17 protein-coding genes are annotated in these 12,158 nt (G+C 49.4%); 9 read left to right on the top strand and 8 right to left on the bottom strand.

Annotated features, from left to right (window positions below; all coding sequences use genetic code 11):
- Positions 1 to 28: 28 nt before the first annotated feature.
- The 5 genes from ACJHX4_RS20560 to ACJHX4_RS20540 form a co-directional block, all read right to left on the bottom strand.
- Positions 29 to 373, bottom strand: coding sequence for a DUF1064 domain-containing protein (locus tag ACJHX4_RS20560; RefSeq protein WP_001231254.1), 345 nt, complete (start codon positions 371 to 373; stop codon positions 29 to 31).
- Between the two features lie 117 nt (positions 374 to 490).
- On the bottom strand, positions 491 to 1,276 hold the full coding sequence (locus ACJHX4_RS20555) for a replication protein P (protein WP_001066741.1): 786 nt from the start codon (positions 1,274 to 1,276) through the stop codon (positions 491 to 493).
- A complete protein-coding gene (locus tag ACJHX4_RS20550; protein WP_000086414.1) occupies positions 1,273 to 2,088 on the bottom strand; it encodes a DnaT-like ssDNA-binding domain-containing protein in 816 nt (271 codons plus the stop codon). Before ACJHX4_RS20550 ends, ACJHX4_RS20555 begins: the two co-directional genes overlap by 4 nt.
- Before the next feature lie 15 nt (positions 2,089 to 2,103).
- The gene (locus ACJHX4_RS20545) at positions 2,104 to 2,304 is read right to left on the bottom strand and encodes a hypothetical protein (protein ID WP_000402893.1); all 201 of its coding nucleotides are present in this window, start codon (positions 2,302 to 2,304) and stop codon (positions 2,104 to 2,106) included.
- Between the two features lie 150 nt (positions 2,305 to 2,454).
- Positions 2,455 to 2,685 (bottom strand): hypothetical protein, encoded by a 231-nt coding sequence (locus ACJHX4_RS20540; RefSeq protein ID WP_001282459.1) that lies wholly within the window; start codon positions 2,683 to 2,685, stop codon positions 2,455 to 2,457.
- Between the two features lie 154 nt (positions 2,686 to 2,839).
- On the opposite strand from ACJHX4_RS20540, the gene ACJHX4_RS20535 reads away from it, so the two are divergent.
- The 9 genes from ACJHX4_RS20535 to ACJHX4_RS20495 all read left to right on the top strand — a co-directional run bounded on the left by ACJHX4_RS20535 (position 2,840) and on the right by ACJHX4_RS20495 (position 7,501).
- Entirely contained in the window at positions 2,840 to 3,424 is a 585-nt protein-coding gene (locus ACJHX4_RS20535) for a helix-turn-helix domain-containing protein (protein ID WP_000836293.1), read from the top strand.
- 153 nt (positions 3,425 to 3,577) lie between these two features.
- Positions 3,578 to 3,730, top strand: coding sequence for a hypothetical protein (locus tag ACJHX4_RS20530; protein ID WP_001198620.1), 153 nt, complete (start codon positions 3,578 to 3,580; stop codon positions 3,728 to 3,730).
- A gap of 2 nt (positions 3,731 to 3,732) precedes the next feature.
- Positions 3,733 to 4,032 carry a hypothetical protein gene (locus ACJHX4_RS20525; RefSeq protein WP_001102257.1) on the top strand — a complete coding sequence of 100 codons (300 nt, stop codon included), beginning with the start codon at positions 3,733 to 3,735 and terminating at the stop codon, positions 4,030 to 4,032.
- A complete protein-coding gene (locus ACJHX4_RS20520; protein WP_001531881.1) occupies positions 4,029 to 4,928 on the top strand; it encodes a YqaJ viral recombinase family protein in 900 nt (299 codons plus the stop codon). The genes ACJHX4_RS20525 and ACJHX4_RS20520 overlap by 4 nt, the downstream gene beginning before the upstream one ends.
- Before the next feature lie 9 nt (positions 4,929 to 4,937).
- Positions 4,938 to 5,960 (top strand): recombination protein RecT, encoded by a 1,023-nt coding sequence (recT, locus tag ACJHX4_RS20515; protein ID WP_000026205.1) that lies wholly within the window; start codon positions 4,938 to 4,940, stop codon positions 5,958 to 5,960.
- Positions 5,961 to 6,009: 49 nt separating this feature from the next.
- A complete protein-coding gene (locus ACJHX4_RS20510) occupies positions 6,010 to 6,258 on the top strand; it encodes a helix-turn-helix transcriptional regulator (protein WP_000675390.1) in 249 nt (82 codons plus the stop codon).
- Positions 6,259 to 6,415: 157 nt separating this feature from the next.
- Positions 6,416 to 6,667, top strand: coding sequence for a PerC family transcriptional regulator (locus ACJHX4_RS20505; RefSeq protein ID WP_001335975.1), 252 nt, complete (start codon positions 6,416 to 6,418; stop codon positions 6,665 to 6,667).
- The gene (locus ACJHX4_RS20500) at positions 6,660 to 7,310 is read left to right on the top strand and encodes an MT-A70 family methyltransferase (protein WP_024187597.1); all 651 of its coding nucleotides are present in this window, start codon (positions 6,660 to 6,662) and stop codon (positions 7,308 to 7,310) included. Before ACJHX4_RS20505 ends, ACJHX4_RS20500 begins: the two co-directional genes overlap by 8 nt.
- A complete protein-coding gene (locus ACJHX4_RS20495; RefSeq protein ID WP_001077943.1) occupies positions 7,307 to 7,501 on the top strand; it encodes a DUF1382 family protein in 195 nt (64 codons plus the stop codon). The genes ACJHX4_RS20500 and ACJHX4_RS20495 overlap by 4 nt, the downstream gene beginning before the upstream one ends.
- 3 nt (positions 7,502 to 7,504) lie before the next feature.
- Here ACJHX4_RS20495 and ACJHX4_RS20490 read toward each other — a convergent pair whose 3' ends face one another.
- From ACJHX4_RS20490 to guaB, 3 genes are all read right to left on the bottom strand, one after another.
- Positions 7,505 to 8,755, bottom strand: a complete 1,251-nt coding sequence (locus tag ACJHX4_RS20490; protein WP_001531884.1) for a tyrosine-type recombinase/integrase — start codon at positions 8,753 to 8,755, stop codon at positions 7,505 to 7,507.
- Positions 8,756 to 8,947: 192 nt separating this feature from the next.
- The gene (guaA, locus tag ACJHX4_RS20485; RefSeq protein ID WP_000138282.1) at positions 8,948 to 10,525 is read right to left on the bottom strand and encodes a glutamine-hydrolyzing GMP synthase; all 1,578 of its coding nucleotides are present in this window, start codon (positions 10,523 to 10,525) and stop codon (positions 8,948 to 8,950) included.
- Between the two features lie 68 nt (positions 10,526 to 10,593).
- Positions 10,594 to 12,060 carry an IMP dehydrogenase gene (gene guaB / locus ACJHX4_RS20480; protein ID WP_001296289.1) on the bottom strand — a complete coding sequence of 489 codons (1,467 nt, stop codon included), beginning with the start codon at positions 12,058 to 12,060 and terminating at the stop codon, positions 10,594 to 10,596.
- Positions 12,061 to 12,158: the final 98 nt, after the last annotated feature.

Below are 12,158 nucleotides of genomic sequence, written 5' to 3'. Positions count from 1 at the left end.
TACATTGATAACTAAAAAGATCGTCGATTCAGAACTCTTCGATGTTCCAGCCACCACCTGCTTTCTTTGGTTTAACCGTTACCCCGATGATTCGGAACGGATACTGATCTGCGGCGACTTTGGTTTTCACCCTGGCGTCGTCGGTCCAGAAACCTTTCACTTCGTGCAGTTCCATCTCGCCGGTGGCGAGCATCACAGCAAAATCTGGCGTATAGAACGTGTTGTCAGCTAACCGCAGCTTGATACCCTCAAATCGATACCAGACGATTTCTCCTGCACGTTTACGCAACTCAAGGTGCTGGCAATACGCAGATTCTGTTTTGTTCATCTGGCCTGTTTTGAGTCGACCAAGAGCCTGTATCTGTTTTCTCATAATTTACCCCTGAGGTAATTAAAAACCACATAAGACACGAAATCAATAGAGTTTAGAATACTTTGTTACCCAGAAGGTAACTATCAAGGCGTAAAAAAATGCGCTATCGCGCTGGTATTACTTGATAAATCCTGCCGCCTTTCCCCGCCTGTATTCCTCCATCAGCCACTGTGCCGGTGTTATTCCCCCCAATGTGGCGGCGTTAGGCATACACCCGAAACTTCGCCCTGGTGGATGGTAAACGTCTCTCCCTGTGTCCGGAGGCGTACTCATGGGTTCTGGCTTTGCCTGTATGCTGATCACCGGATCGGGTATCTGCTGTCCGGAAGCTACCTTTTTCGCCCAATCATCGAGCAGCCTGCGCGCGTGTTTCTCAACCTCAATCTCGCTAAGCTGGCGCTGATACATTGCACGGCGGGTATCACATACGACCCAGTACATAACCGGATGTCGCCACGGGAATCTTTCGGGACCACCAGGATATAAACTTTTTTCCTTGCTGTACCGGTGAAACTCCGCCATCACATCGTCAATGGTGACGCCAAGAACCATCTTGCTGTCTTTACACCACTTGATGAATTGCCCTGGCGACGGCCAGAACGGAGATTCACTGGCGCGGGCGTGGCGCATACCAGCAGAAACCTGTTCACGGGTTCGGATCCCCCCTTCGGCAAACGCAGCAATCCACTGCTGTTTTGCAGCAACTTCCTGCTCTGGAGTCTTCAGGTTGGTTACTACTGCCGCCGGAAACAGTTGTTTCAGCTGTTTGAAAAGGGCATCAACAAGCCTCTCTGCTGACATGTTCACCACATTGTCATTGTTGACGTACTGATGCTCATAACCTGACATGCGAGAAAGGGCTTCTCCGTCACGGTTTTGTATCGCGGTAAAAACGTTGTTCACAAGAAATCCTCCCACGCTTCAGGGCTGTTCCAGTGCGGAACGTTGTTATCAGGTAATGTTGATTGCTTCTGTCTGCTAATCTGCAGCCGCCTTGCCAGCTTCTGCTCCCACTGTGCCTGATGGTATGCCTTACCCTCAGCCATCCAGTAAATTCTGAACTCTGCAAGCTCCTGTGCCGTTGGCAGACTGTCCAGGTAGATCCCCTGCAATGAGCTTTTCCGAAGAAAGTCATCTGATGGCTGCCATTGTTCATGCATGACAAATTTGCCTAATTGCCCTGGCCCACCAGGAGGAACAAAGTTATTCATCACGGCGTTGTTTGCGCCGGGGTCATGAGGCACAGAATCCCCGCTTTTTGTCCTGCTCTCCCTCTCTTGGTTAAATGACTGGTTATATGACTGGTTCTGGATCCCGTTTTTGGGATCATTCAACATCCCGTTTTTGGGATCATTCAACATCCCGTTTTTGGGTATATTCCCGTTTTCGGTAACATTACCGTTTTCGGGTTCATTACCCCCTTCCCGGTTGCCTTTAATGTTCCCGTTTTTGGTTATATTAAGAGAGAAAACCCGCACTCTTTTCGTCGCACCCTTTCTCTCTCCGGTATCTGAAATAAGCCCCATTTTCATGAGCGATATAAGCCCGGCCTGCACGGTTTTTTTATTCAGGCAAGTGTCTTTAACGAGGCGTTCTATGCTGGGGTAGCAGAGGTTATATTCATCGGCTCTGTCAGCCATCGAGAGCAGTATGAGCTTTAATGACGAGCTACCTGGATCTGTCTCCCAGGCCCAATCTGTTGCATGTCTGCTCATGATTAATCTCCGCTATCAGCTTGAATGTTGTGGGGAGGAATTAATCATGATCTGCTTAATCTCTGCCCTGATGCGACGGTTTGATTCCATAGTGCACTCAACACAGTGTCCGTTGTAAACCCAGCGTTCACTGTCATGTCCGTGCTTACATGGTTTTCCGGTGTAGTAGCGTTTAAGTCCGCGCTTTGCGGCATCAATACGTGTAATAATTTCCATGGTAAGCCCTGTTATTAGTATTGGGATTACGGTCATTTTGTGCTGACACAAAAAAAAGATCAACCAGATTTGGTTTTTTATTACCTTTGAGGTACGAATAGATATGAAAAGACCGCCGGATGGCGGTCTACAGAGGGTTGTGGATGGATATCATGAGTAGAAGAAGTATGCCAGTTCTGCTTTTGAGCGCAGCCATTGTCTTGTTTTACAGGCTTTAAAAAGCCCATTCATCAATACCTTACCTGGCATTTTGCGCTTACCTGTTAAGTGAGTCTGGATATAGTGACTCGTCGTTCCGGCTTCCTGTGCGAAGGCTTCACGCTCATCCGGAGTAAGTGCAAGCCAGTGCTTTTTGAAATCGAAATGTCCGTTATCGCTCATAGCTATTGCCTGATATTTATTTCAGATAATAAATATTCACCCATAAGGTAACAAAAATCAAGGATAGTTACCTATGAGGTGCATTTACCTGTTGGGTAATATTGCTTTAAATTGAATCATCTACTGATTCATATATGAGGCGATTTTCCAGAAAATGAAAAGTATCCAGGACGTCCGCAGGCAAAATCTCAACGACTTGATCGACCGTGAATTCAATGGTGTTCAGACGCGGATGGCAGAAAAACTTGGAACTCAGGCAAATCTGGTAAACCGCTGGGCTCTTGGCAAGAAGGTTATCGGCGACCAGGTTGCGCGAAAAATTGAAGCTGCCGCCAATAAACCCCGTAACTGGCTTGATATCGATCGCTCGCTTTCTCAGGAAGGTTTTCAGCCTGTCGGCCCAAGCGACATTGGTCAGCTGGCGGCTCACAACCTGGAACGCTGGATGAGCGAAAGCCGCGACCTTTCAACGCAGGGAAAACTTCACCGCGCATCCGGCGTCGCCCAGGTGACAATCAGTCGCCTGTTAAACAATGAGGTCAGCGTTTCCATTTCCACCCTGGAGAATGTTGCATCCGCATTCGGGCGTCACGGATATGAACTACTGATTCACCCGCACGACCCTGCGACTATCAACTATGACCGCTCGCGCTACGCATTGTTACCCGAAACCGAGAAAGCAAAGATCGAAAGTTACATTGAATTTGTCATCAACCAGAACGAAAAAAGCAAACAATAAAAATATATTTTTCAGTAAGTAAGCCGCCTCATGGCGGCTTTTTTATTGCCAGATAGATTACCTTACGGGTAATTTTTTTAACTCATATCTATTGACACCAAACCAAATAAGCATAATTATTACCTCAACGGTAACAGACCGAGGTAACAAGTTATGCAGTGGAAAATCATCAACGGTTGGTACTGCGTTACTGCATGCGGATTCATGAGCTGGAAGTTCCGCACCTTACAGGAAGGCATTAAGTGGGCTTTCGTCAGCAAAGAAGCTCGCGATGTAGCCAACGATAATGAGATATGGGAGGGCTGATAATGAACGTTAATCAGCAGAAAAATCTTCAAAAAATCATGCTGGCATTCGACAAGGACTACCGCCTGTCAGAACAGCTATATGACCGACAAGTTGAACTGATTGAGAGCATCCGACTTCATCAACTGTCCTCAACTTTCGACGTTGTAACAGGCAAAGGCGTTCGTCAGGAAGTGCTGGAGGCTGCTAAAGACAGCCCTGAGTTCGAAGAACTGATGGATGCCTACCGGCGCGAGGCAATGGCAATTATAGCGCGCTGGGATCTGGCGGATCAGCTTGATGGGCAGAGGGACGCGGCATGATGCGGAACGCTGGAATCATGGATAGAACAAAATACATCGGAGGAAGCGATGTTGCAGGGATTCTTGGAATTAGCCCATGGCGCACCCCGCTTGAGGTTTATCTGGATAAGGTCCAGCCACGTGTCAAACCAGTAGACCAAAGCAAGCAGAAAGTTTTCACGCGTGGCCAGCGTATGGAGCCATACGTAATAGACCTGCTTTCTGAGGAAACAGGGATGGAAATCGTTCATCGCGGAAACCGCTATATCCACCGTGATTACGATTTTATTGCAGCTGAGATCGATGCAGAAGCAGCGTCAGGCGAGAACATTGAGATCAAAACAGTTAGTCCGTTCAAGGCCAAAGAATGGGGAGAAATCCAGACAGATGCAATTCCTGTGCATTACACGGCCCAGGCCATGCACGGGTTGATGGTTACAAACAAACAGGTATGCGTTTTCGGTGTGCTTATCGGTGGCGACGACTTCCGAATCTATCGGGTTGAGCGTGATGAAGAAACTATCCAGGCGATCTTAGAAAAAGAAATCGCTTTCTGGGACCGAGTGAAAAATCTTAACCCGCCGGAAGCTACCAGCGTAAGCGATGTATCGCTGATGTTTGAGAAAGATGCCGGGACAAGTATCGAGGCTGACGGAAAGGCACTCGCACTATTCAACGATCTACGAGACATGAAATCACGCAGAAAATCACTGGAAGAAGAAATAGCTATATCAGAAGAGAAGCTGAAGATGTACATGCAAGAGCACTCAGTCCTGACCCTGGACGGAAAGCCGCTCTGCACATGGAAATCTCAGATCAGCAACAGATTCGACCAGAAGCTATTCCAGTCAGTACACCCTGAGTTATTCGAAAAATTCAAAACAACAACGACACAACGCGTCTTCAGAATGAAGTAAGGAGAAAAAATGTCTATCAATGCACTTAAGGCAGCGGCTACCGGTAACCAAGTTGCACATCATAATGAGAAACCAACAACTCTGGCCGGACTTCTGGCAGACCCAAAAATTAAAGCTCAGATGGCTTTGGCACTTCCAAAGCACATGACAGCAGACCGTCTGGCGCGCATAGCAACCACAGAGATCAGAAAGGTTCCAAAACTTGCATCATGCGACCAAGCCAGCTTCCTGGGGGCAATTATGCAATGTGCCCAATTGGGTCTTGAACCAGGCGGAGCTCTTGGACACGCTTACCTGATACCGTTCGACAAACGCCAGAAAGTAAATGGAAGATGGGAAACCGTATCTACAGAAGCACAGCTGATTATCGGCTATCGCGGAATGATTGACCTTGCCCGCCGCTCTGGGCAGATCCTGAGTATCTCGGCTCGTACCGTACATACAAACGACAAATTCAGCTACTCATACGGCCTGGAAGAAACGCTCGAGCATTTACCTTGCGAAACAGGTGACCGCGGAGAATTAACGCACGTTTACGCCGTTGCACGACTGAAAGATGGCGGAGTCCAATTTGAAGTTATGAGCCGGGCAGACGTTGAGAAAGTTCGTGCACTGAGCAAAGCCGGTAGCAGTGGCCCATGGGTTGATCACTTCGATGAGATGGCTAAAAAAACAGTAATTCGCCGACTGTTCAAATATCTTCCTGTTTCTATTGAAATGCAGAAGGCTGTTGTTATGGATGAGCGCGCTGAAGCTGGACTTAGCCAAGATAACGCAGCTGTTATCACTGGTGAATATTCCGTAGTTGACGATGAGCGTCAACACCTGTCGCCAATTTCAGATTCAGAACGAGAAGAAGCTCGAGAATATATCATCGCGATACTTAATAGCCTGGATCCATCTGCTGAAGATGCAAAAACGATGTTCAAGCGCGCTGAAAATGAAATTAACACCATGGCTGAAAAGCTCGGTGATGAATATCACCAAAAATTCATGATGACGCTTAACGATATGCGTCCAGAATTCGAGTAACCACCACCGCGGCGCCACGTGCGCCGCACTGCAACCAAGAGAGGTATTCATGAAAGGTGCATTAGGTAAGAAAGAACTCCTGGCGGTGGTGCCACTGTCATGGAGCACTATCGACCGTATGGAGCGCGCAGGGGAATTTCCTAAACGCTGGTATATCACCGATAAACGCTGCGCATGGAACCGTGATGAAGTTGAGCGTTGGCTTGATGAACGTCAGGCAGCAAGCCCGGCAGAGTTCCAGGGTAAAAAGCCTCCTGTTCAGCAACGTGTATATCGTCCCGTGAGCAACGCTGCATGAGTGCGCTGCTAAGGCACTGGAGCAAATGGTCAGGATGGTACTTATTCCTGGCCTCTGTTTCAGCATGGCTTTATCTGCTGGCATTAATTTTCAGAGAGGGTTGGATTAAGTGAGAAAGTTAAGCCGACTTGAAAAATATCACATGAATAAGGTTTCAATGCGCAGTCCGTCAAAGATTGTCGCCGTTACTCCTGCGGCGATAGAGATCGAAAAACGCGCGATTGAAAGAGAGAAAAAAGGGCAATTCCGCATTGCCGCTCACCTTTGGCTTCAGTGTATGGATGTTGCTTCTGGTGATGTTGAACGTGCAAGGATCGCGGTTCGCAGGGACCAATGTATCACAAAAGGTAACGGCCTTCGCCGTGGCGACTATAGCGGCATAGGATGTTGTGGGGTGGTTTATGACTAAGAAATACACACTAATCTATGCAGATCCACCCTGGGTATACCGGGACAAAGCCGCAGATGGTAATCGCGGTGCCGGTTTTAAATATCCGGTTATGAGTGTGCTGGATATCTGCCGCCTTCCTGTGTGGGATTTGGCCGATGAAAACTGTCTGTTGGCCATGTGGTGGGTGCCAACACAACCACTCGAAGCACTAAAAGTTGTTGAAGCCTGGGGATTCCGTCTGATGACGATGAAGGGCTTCACGTGGATAAAATGTGGTAGTCGACAACCAGATAAACTGGTTATGGGTATGGGACACATGACTCGCGCCAATAGTGAAGATTGCCTGTTTGCGGTAAAGGGAAAACTACCTACGCGCATTAATGCAGGGATCGTTCAGTCATTTACCGCACCGCGGCTTGAGCATTCAAGAAAGCCAGATATCGTTCGTGAAAAACTTGTGCAATTATTAGGCGATGTTTCTCGCATTGAACTGTTCGCCCGCCAGACGTCTCATGGCTTCGATGTTTGGGGTAATCAGTGCGAAGACCCGGCAGTGCAACTACACCCTGGATACGCGTTGGATATTGGCGGATTAACAAATGCATTCAGCAATGCTCCGCTGTCACCAACAGACATCCAGGGGCGGGAGCGTGCTGCATGAACAGGGCATCACCAGCAGATTTAAGAAAATGCCTTGAAACTGCAAACATGCTTGCACACAGCGGGATCAGGTTTGTTCCAATTCCCGCTGTCACTGATGCTGAATTTGCAACACTGTCAGCAATATTCGAAAACAAAATTGAATCACTGGCAGCAGAAGCAGAGATGGAAGAAAATCAGCAGAACTATTAAACGTTATTCCCCCGCCATCCACTTCTCAAACTTCGACGGGGAGAACGGAATCAGATCCGTATGCTCCCCGTCAATCCATGAATCAATCATATCGGCCCACTGCTGCAACATGTAGGCGCGCTGTCTGGCGTATTCCGCTTTGTTATATACGGCGCGCACACCTTTCTGCTCATGTGCCAGAGCCTTTTCAATCCAGTCTGAAGGATAACCAGCCTCATGCAACAACGTACTGGCTGTACGGCGCATATCATGTACAGTGAAGTCCTGAATATGCTCACCATCTTCATTTATTATTTTCACCGTTCTGTCGATCAGAGAGTTCAGCGCGGCATTAGATAATGGCTTCCGGATATTGTAACGACCAGGAACCAGATATTCACTTCCACCAGCGCACATCTGCAACCCGACCAATATATCCTGTGCCTGTTTAGGCAGGTAAATAACGTGCGCCCGGCTTCCCTTCATGCGGTCTGGAGGAATTGTCCATGTCCATTTTTTAAAATCTATTTCATCCCACGTTGCATTGGTGAATTCGCCCTTACGAACCATAGTGATAAGCACCAGTTTTAAAGCCATTTTCATAGTGCCCATAGCACCAATGGCATCCAGCGTGCGGAAGAACAGGCCAATTTCTTCTGGTGTCAGTGTTCGCTCTCGTGGTTTAAATATGGCGATAGACGAAGGTTTAATGTCAGCCGCAGGATTAAACAAACCATGACCACGGTCATTGGCGTGACGGTATACGCTACTGATGATCTCCCTGGCCTGCACTGCTGTTGCCCGGCCACCGCGTTCGACAATCCGGTCACACAAATCACGAACCATCGATGTGGTAATTTCAGCCATCATTTTATTGCCAAGAACCGGAAGTATGTCACGGTCGATCACCGCCTGTTTCATTGCGCGGGTACTGTCAGCCAGGATGACGTGTTTCATATAACTGTCGGTATGTACCGCAAACGTCTCGGCACCACGAATCTTTTTGATACCGTCACGTTTAGCCGCAGCCGGTGACTGGCCTGCTTTAAGCAGCTTCTTTGCAGCAATCAGTTCTTCTCGCGCTTCTGCCAGGCTGATACCGTCACGCCCATACTGCCCGATTACCAGTGTTTCGCGGCGACCGTTGATACGGTAGTCATAGCGAAACGAGACCGTGCCTGACGTAAGCACAGCTACATACAGCCCGTCACGATCGGAAACCTTGTACAGTTTGTCCTGCGGCTTGAGGTTTTTTAATTTTGTATCGGTAAGCACAATTCACCCGTATAGAAACCATTTTCATGACGGCATGAGAGTATACCTTTAAGGTAATACCGTCACCTGTACCGACGAAAAATATGGTGTAGAGTGAATAGAAATGAATACATAAAAACAAAAACCCTCTGTAAAAACAGAGGGTTAAATTAGTATCTGAATAGGAATGAGTTGCTATGAGTTAGCTGTTAATCATTCCCACTCAATAGTTGCTGGTGGCTTGCCGCTGATGTCATACACCACGCGGGAAATACCATTCACTTCATTGATAATGCGGTTGGAAACTCGACCGAGGAAATCGTACGGCAGATGTGCCCAGTGTGCGGTCATAAAGTCGATGGTTTCGACAGCACGCAGAGAGACAACCCAGTCATACTTACGACCATCGCCCATTACGCCAACGGAACGTACTGGCAGGAAGACGGTGAACGCCTGGCTGACTTTGTCGTACAGGTCCGCTTTACGCAGTTCTTCAATGAAGATGGCGTCAGCACGGCGCAGCAGGTCACAATACTCTTTCTTCACTTCCCCCAGAACACGAACGCCAAGGCCTGGTCCCGGGAACGGGTGACGGTACAACATGTCATACGGCAGGCCCAGCTCCAGACCAATCTTACGCACTTCGTCTTTGAACAGCTCTTTCAGCGGTTCAACCAGGCCCATCTTCATCTCTTTCGGCAGCCCACCCACGTTGTGGTGAGATTTGATGACGTGTGCTTTACCGGTTGCAGAAGCAGCAGATTCGATAACGTCAGGGTAGATGGTGCCCTGCGCCAGCCACTTCACGTCTTCCAGTTTCAGCGCTTCTTCATCGAATACTTCAACGAAAACGCGCCCGATGATTTTACGTTTTGCTTCCGGATCGTTTTCGCCAGCCAGCGCTGACAAGAAGCGATCTTCTGCCGGTACGTGAACAATGTTCAGACCAAAGTGATCGCCAAACATATCCAGAACCTGCTCTGCTTCGTTGAGACGCAGCAGGCCGTTGTCGACGAATACGCAAGTCAGGTTTTTACCGATAGCGCGGTGCAACAGCATTGCGGTTACGGAGGAATCCACGCCACCAGAGAGGCCGAGGATGACTTTATCGTCGCCTACCTGCTCGCGGATGCGGGCTACAGCGTCGTCGATAATTTTCGCTGGCGTCCACAGGGCTTCACACTGGCAGATATCACGCACAAAACGCTCCAGCATGCGCATACCCTGGCGGGTGTGAGTCACTTCCGGGTGGAACTGTACGCCATAGAAGCGTTTTTCTTCGTTGGCCATGATGGCAAACGGGCAGCTTTCGGTGCTGGCTACGGTGACGAAGTCGGACGGGATAGCGGTAACTTTATCGCCGTGGCTCATCCAGACGTCCAGCAGCGGTTTACCATCTGCGGTCAGAGCATCTTCGATACCGCGAACCAGTGCGCTGTCGTTTACGACTTCAACCTGCGCGTAGCCAAATTCACGTTCATTAGAAGCCTCAACGTGACCGCCCAACTGCATCGCCATGGTCTGCATACCATAGCAAACGCCGAATACCGGTACGCCTGCTTCAAAGACATACTGCGGCGCACGCGGGCTGTTTTCTTCAGTAGTACTTTCCGGGCCGCCGGAAAGAATAATGCCGCTTGGATTGAAGTCACGAATTTGTGCTTCTGTCACATCCCACGCCCACAGTTCGCAGTAAACCCCCAGTTCACGCACGCGGCGCGCAACCAGTTGAGTATACTGGGAACCGAAGTCCAGAATGAGGATGCGATGCTTATGAATGTTTTCCGTCATTGACGCTTATTCCGAGGCAAGTGAAACAGATAATATAAATCGCCCGACATGAAGTCGGGCGAAGAGAATCAGGAGCCCAGACGGTAGTTCGGGGACTCTTTAGTAATGGTCACGTCGTGAACGTGGCTTTCCTGAATACCCGCACCGCTGATACGTACAAACTCCGCTTTAGTACGCAGTTCGTCGATAGTACCACAGCCGGTCAGGCCCATACAGGAGCGCAGGCCGCCCATCTGCTGGTGAATGATCTCTTTCAGGCGACCTTTATAGGCTACGCGACCTTCGATACCTTCCGGCACCAGTTTGTCGGCAGCGTTGTCGCTCTGGAAGTAACGGTCAGAAGAACCTTTGGACATCGCGCCCAGGGAACCCATACCACGGTAAGATTTGTAAGAACGGCCCTGGTAGAGTTCGATTTCACCCGGAGATTCTTCAGTACCTGCCAGCATGGAACCTACCATCACCGCGCTTGCGCCAGCGGCGATAGCTTTAGCGATATCGCCTGAGAAACGGATACCGCCGTCAGCGATAACCGGAATGCCGGTACCTTCCAGGGCTTCTACTGCATCAGCAACGGCGGTGATCTGCGGAACACCGACACCAGTCACGATACGCGTCGTACAGATAGAACCAGGGCCGATACCCACTTTAACGGCACTGCAACCGGCTTCTGCCAGCGCGCGGGCACCTGCAGCAGTTGCCACGTTGCCGCCGATGATTTGCAGGTCAGGATATTTAGCGCGAGTTTCACGGATACGCTGCAGAACACCTTCAGAGTGACCGTGAGAGGAGTCGATCAGCAGAACGTCAACGCCTGCGGCAACCAGCGCATCAACACGCTCTTCGTTACCAGCGCCCGCGCCAACCGCTGCACCTACACGCAGACGGCCTTGTTCGTCTTTACACGCGTTCGGTTTACGTTCTGCTTTCTGGAAGTCCTTAACAGTGATCATGCCGATCAGGTGGAATTCATCATCAACCACCAGCGCTTTTTCAACGCGTTTTTCGTGCATTTTTGCCAGCACCACTTCACGGGCTTCGCCTTCACGCACGGTTACCAGACGCTCTTTCGGCGTCATGTAAACGCTAACCGGCTGGCTCAAGTCGGTCACAAAACGCACGTCACGACCGGTGATAATGCCGACCAGTTCGTTTTCTTCGGTAACAACCGGGTAGCCAGCAAAGCCGTTACGCTCGGTCAGTTCTTTCACTTCACGCAGCGTCGTAGTTGGCAGTACGGTCTGCGGATCGGTTACCACGCCAGATTCGTGTTTTTTCACACGGCGAACTTCTTCTGCCTGGCGTTCAATGGACATGTTTTTGTGGATAAAGCCGATACCGCCTTCCTGAGCCAGAGCAATAGCCAGGCGCGCTTCCGTTACGGTATCCATTGCTGCGGAAAGCATAGGGATATTCAGACGAATAGTTTTCGTCAGCTGAGTGCTGAGGTCAGCAGTATTTGGCAGAACGGTAGAATGAGCAGGAACGAGGAGAACGTCGTCAAACGTCAGAGCTTCTTTAGCGATACGTAGCATGGGCAATATCTCGACCAGAGTGGTTAATAAATATTGCCGCGGCATTATACAGAGCGTAACCGATTGCATCTACCCCTTTTTGCAAAAAATGCTTGCTA

Source organism: Escherichia sp. WS2035, assembly GCF_046487065.1.
Lineage (GTDB): Bacteria > Pseudomonadota > Gammaproteobacteria > Enterobacterales > Enterobacteriaceae > Escherichia > Escherichia coli.
Note: the sequence above shows the minus strand (reverse complement) of the source record. Positions and strands in the feature narration are given on the sequence as shown.

What these genes read in the sequence shown, in the direction of transcription:
- ACJHX4_RS20560 (WP_001231254.1), bottom strand. Translation starts at nt 373, where the DNA reads ATGAGAAAACAGATACAGGCTCTTGGTCGACTCAAAACAGGCCAGATG.
- ACJHX4_RS20550 (WP_000086414.1), bottom strand. Translation starts at nt 2,088, where the DNA reads ATGAGCAGACATGCAACAGATTGGGCCTGGGAGACAGATCCAGGTAGC.
- ACJHX4_RS20545 (WP_000402893.1), bottom strand. Translation starts at nt 2,304, where the DNA reads ATGGAAATTATTACACGTATTGATGCCGCAAAGCGCGGACTTAAACGC.
- ACJHX4_RS20540 (WP_001282459.1), bottom strand. Translation starts at nt 2,685, where the DNA reads ATGAGCGATAACGGACATTTCGATTTCAAAAAGCACTGGCTTGCACTT.
- ACJHX4_RS20535 (WP_000836293.1), top strand. Translation starts at nt 2,840, where the DNA reads ATGAAAAGTATCCAGGACGTCCGCAGGCAAAATCTCAACGACTTGATC.
- ACJHX4_RS20530 (WP_001198620.1), top strand. Translation starts at nt 3,578, where the DNA reads ATGCAGTGGAAAATCATCAACGGTTGGTACTGCGTTACTGCATGCGGA.
- ACJHX4_RS20525 (WP_001102257.1), top strand. Translation starts at nt 3,733, where the DNA reads ATGAACGTTAATCAGCAGAAAAATCTTCAAAAAATCATGCTGGCATTC.
- ACJHX4_RS20520 (WP_001531881.1), top strand. Translation starts at nt 4,029, where the DNA reads ATGATGCGGAACGCTGGAATCATGGATAGAACAAAATACATCGGAGGA.
- recT (WP_000026205.1), top strand. Translation starts at nt 4,938, where the DNA reads ATGTCTATCAATGCACTTAAGGCAGCGGCTACCGGTAACCAAGTTGCA.
- ACJHX4_RS20510 (WP_000675390.1), top strand. Translation starts at nt 6,010, where the DNA reads ATGAAAGGTGCATTAGGTAAGAAAGAACTCCTGGCGGTGGTGCCACTG.
- ACJHX4_RS20505 (WP_001335975.1), top strand. Translation starts at nt 6,416, where the DNA reads ATGCGCAGTCCGTCAAAGATTGTCGCCGTTACTCCTGCGGCGATAGAG.
- ACJHX4_RS20500 (WP_024187597.1), top strand. Translation starts at nt 6,660, where the DNA reads ATGACTAAGAAATACACACTAATCTATGCAGATCCACCCTGGGTATAC.
- ACJHX4_RS20495 (WP_001077943.1), top strand. Translation starts at nt 7,307, where the DNA reads ATGAACAGGGCATCACCAGCAGATTTAAGAAAATGCCTTGAAACTGCA.
- guaA (WP_000138282.1), bottom strand. Translation starts at nt 10,525, where the DNA reads ATGACGGAAAACATTCATAAGCATCGCATCCTCATTCTGGACTTCGGT.
- guaB (WP_001296289.1), bottom strand. Translation starts at nt 12,060, where the DNA reads ATGCTACGTATCGCTAAAGAAGCTCTGACGTTTGACGACGTTCTCCTC.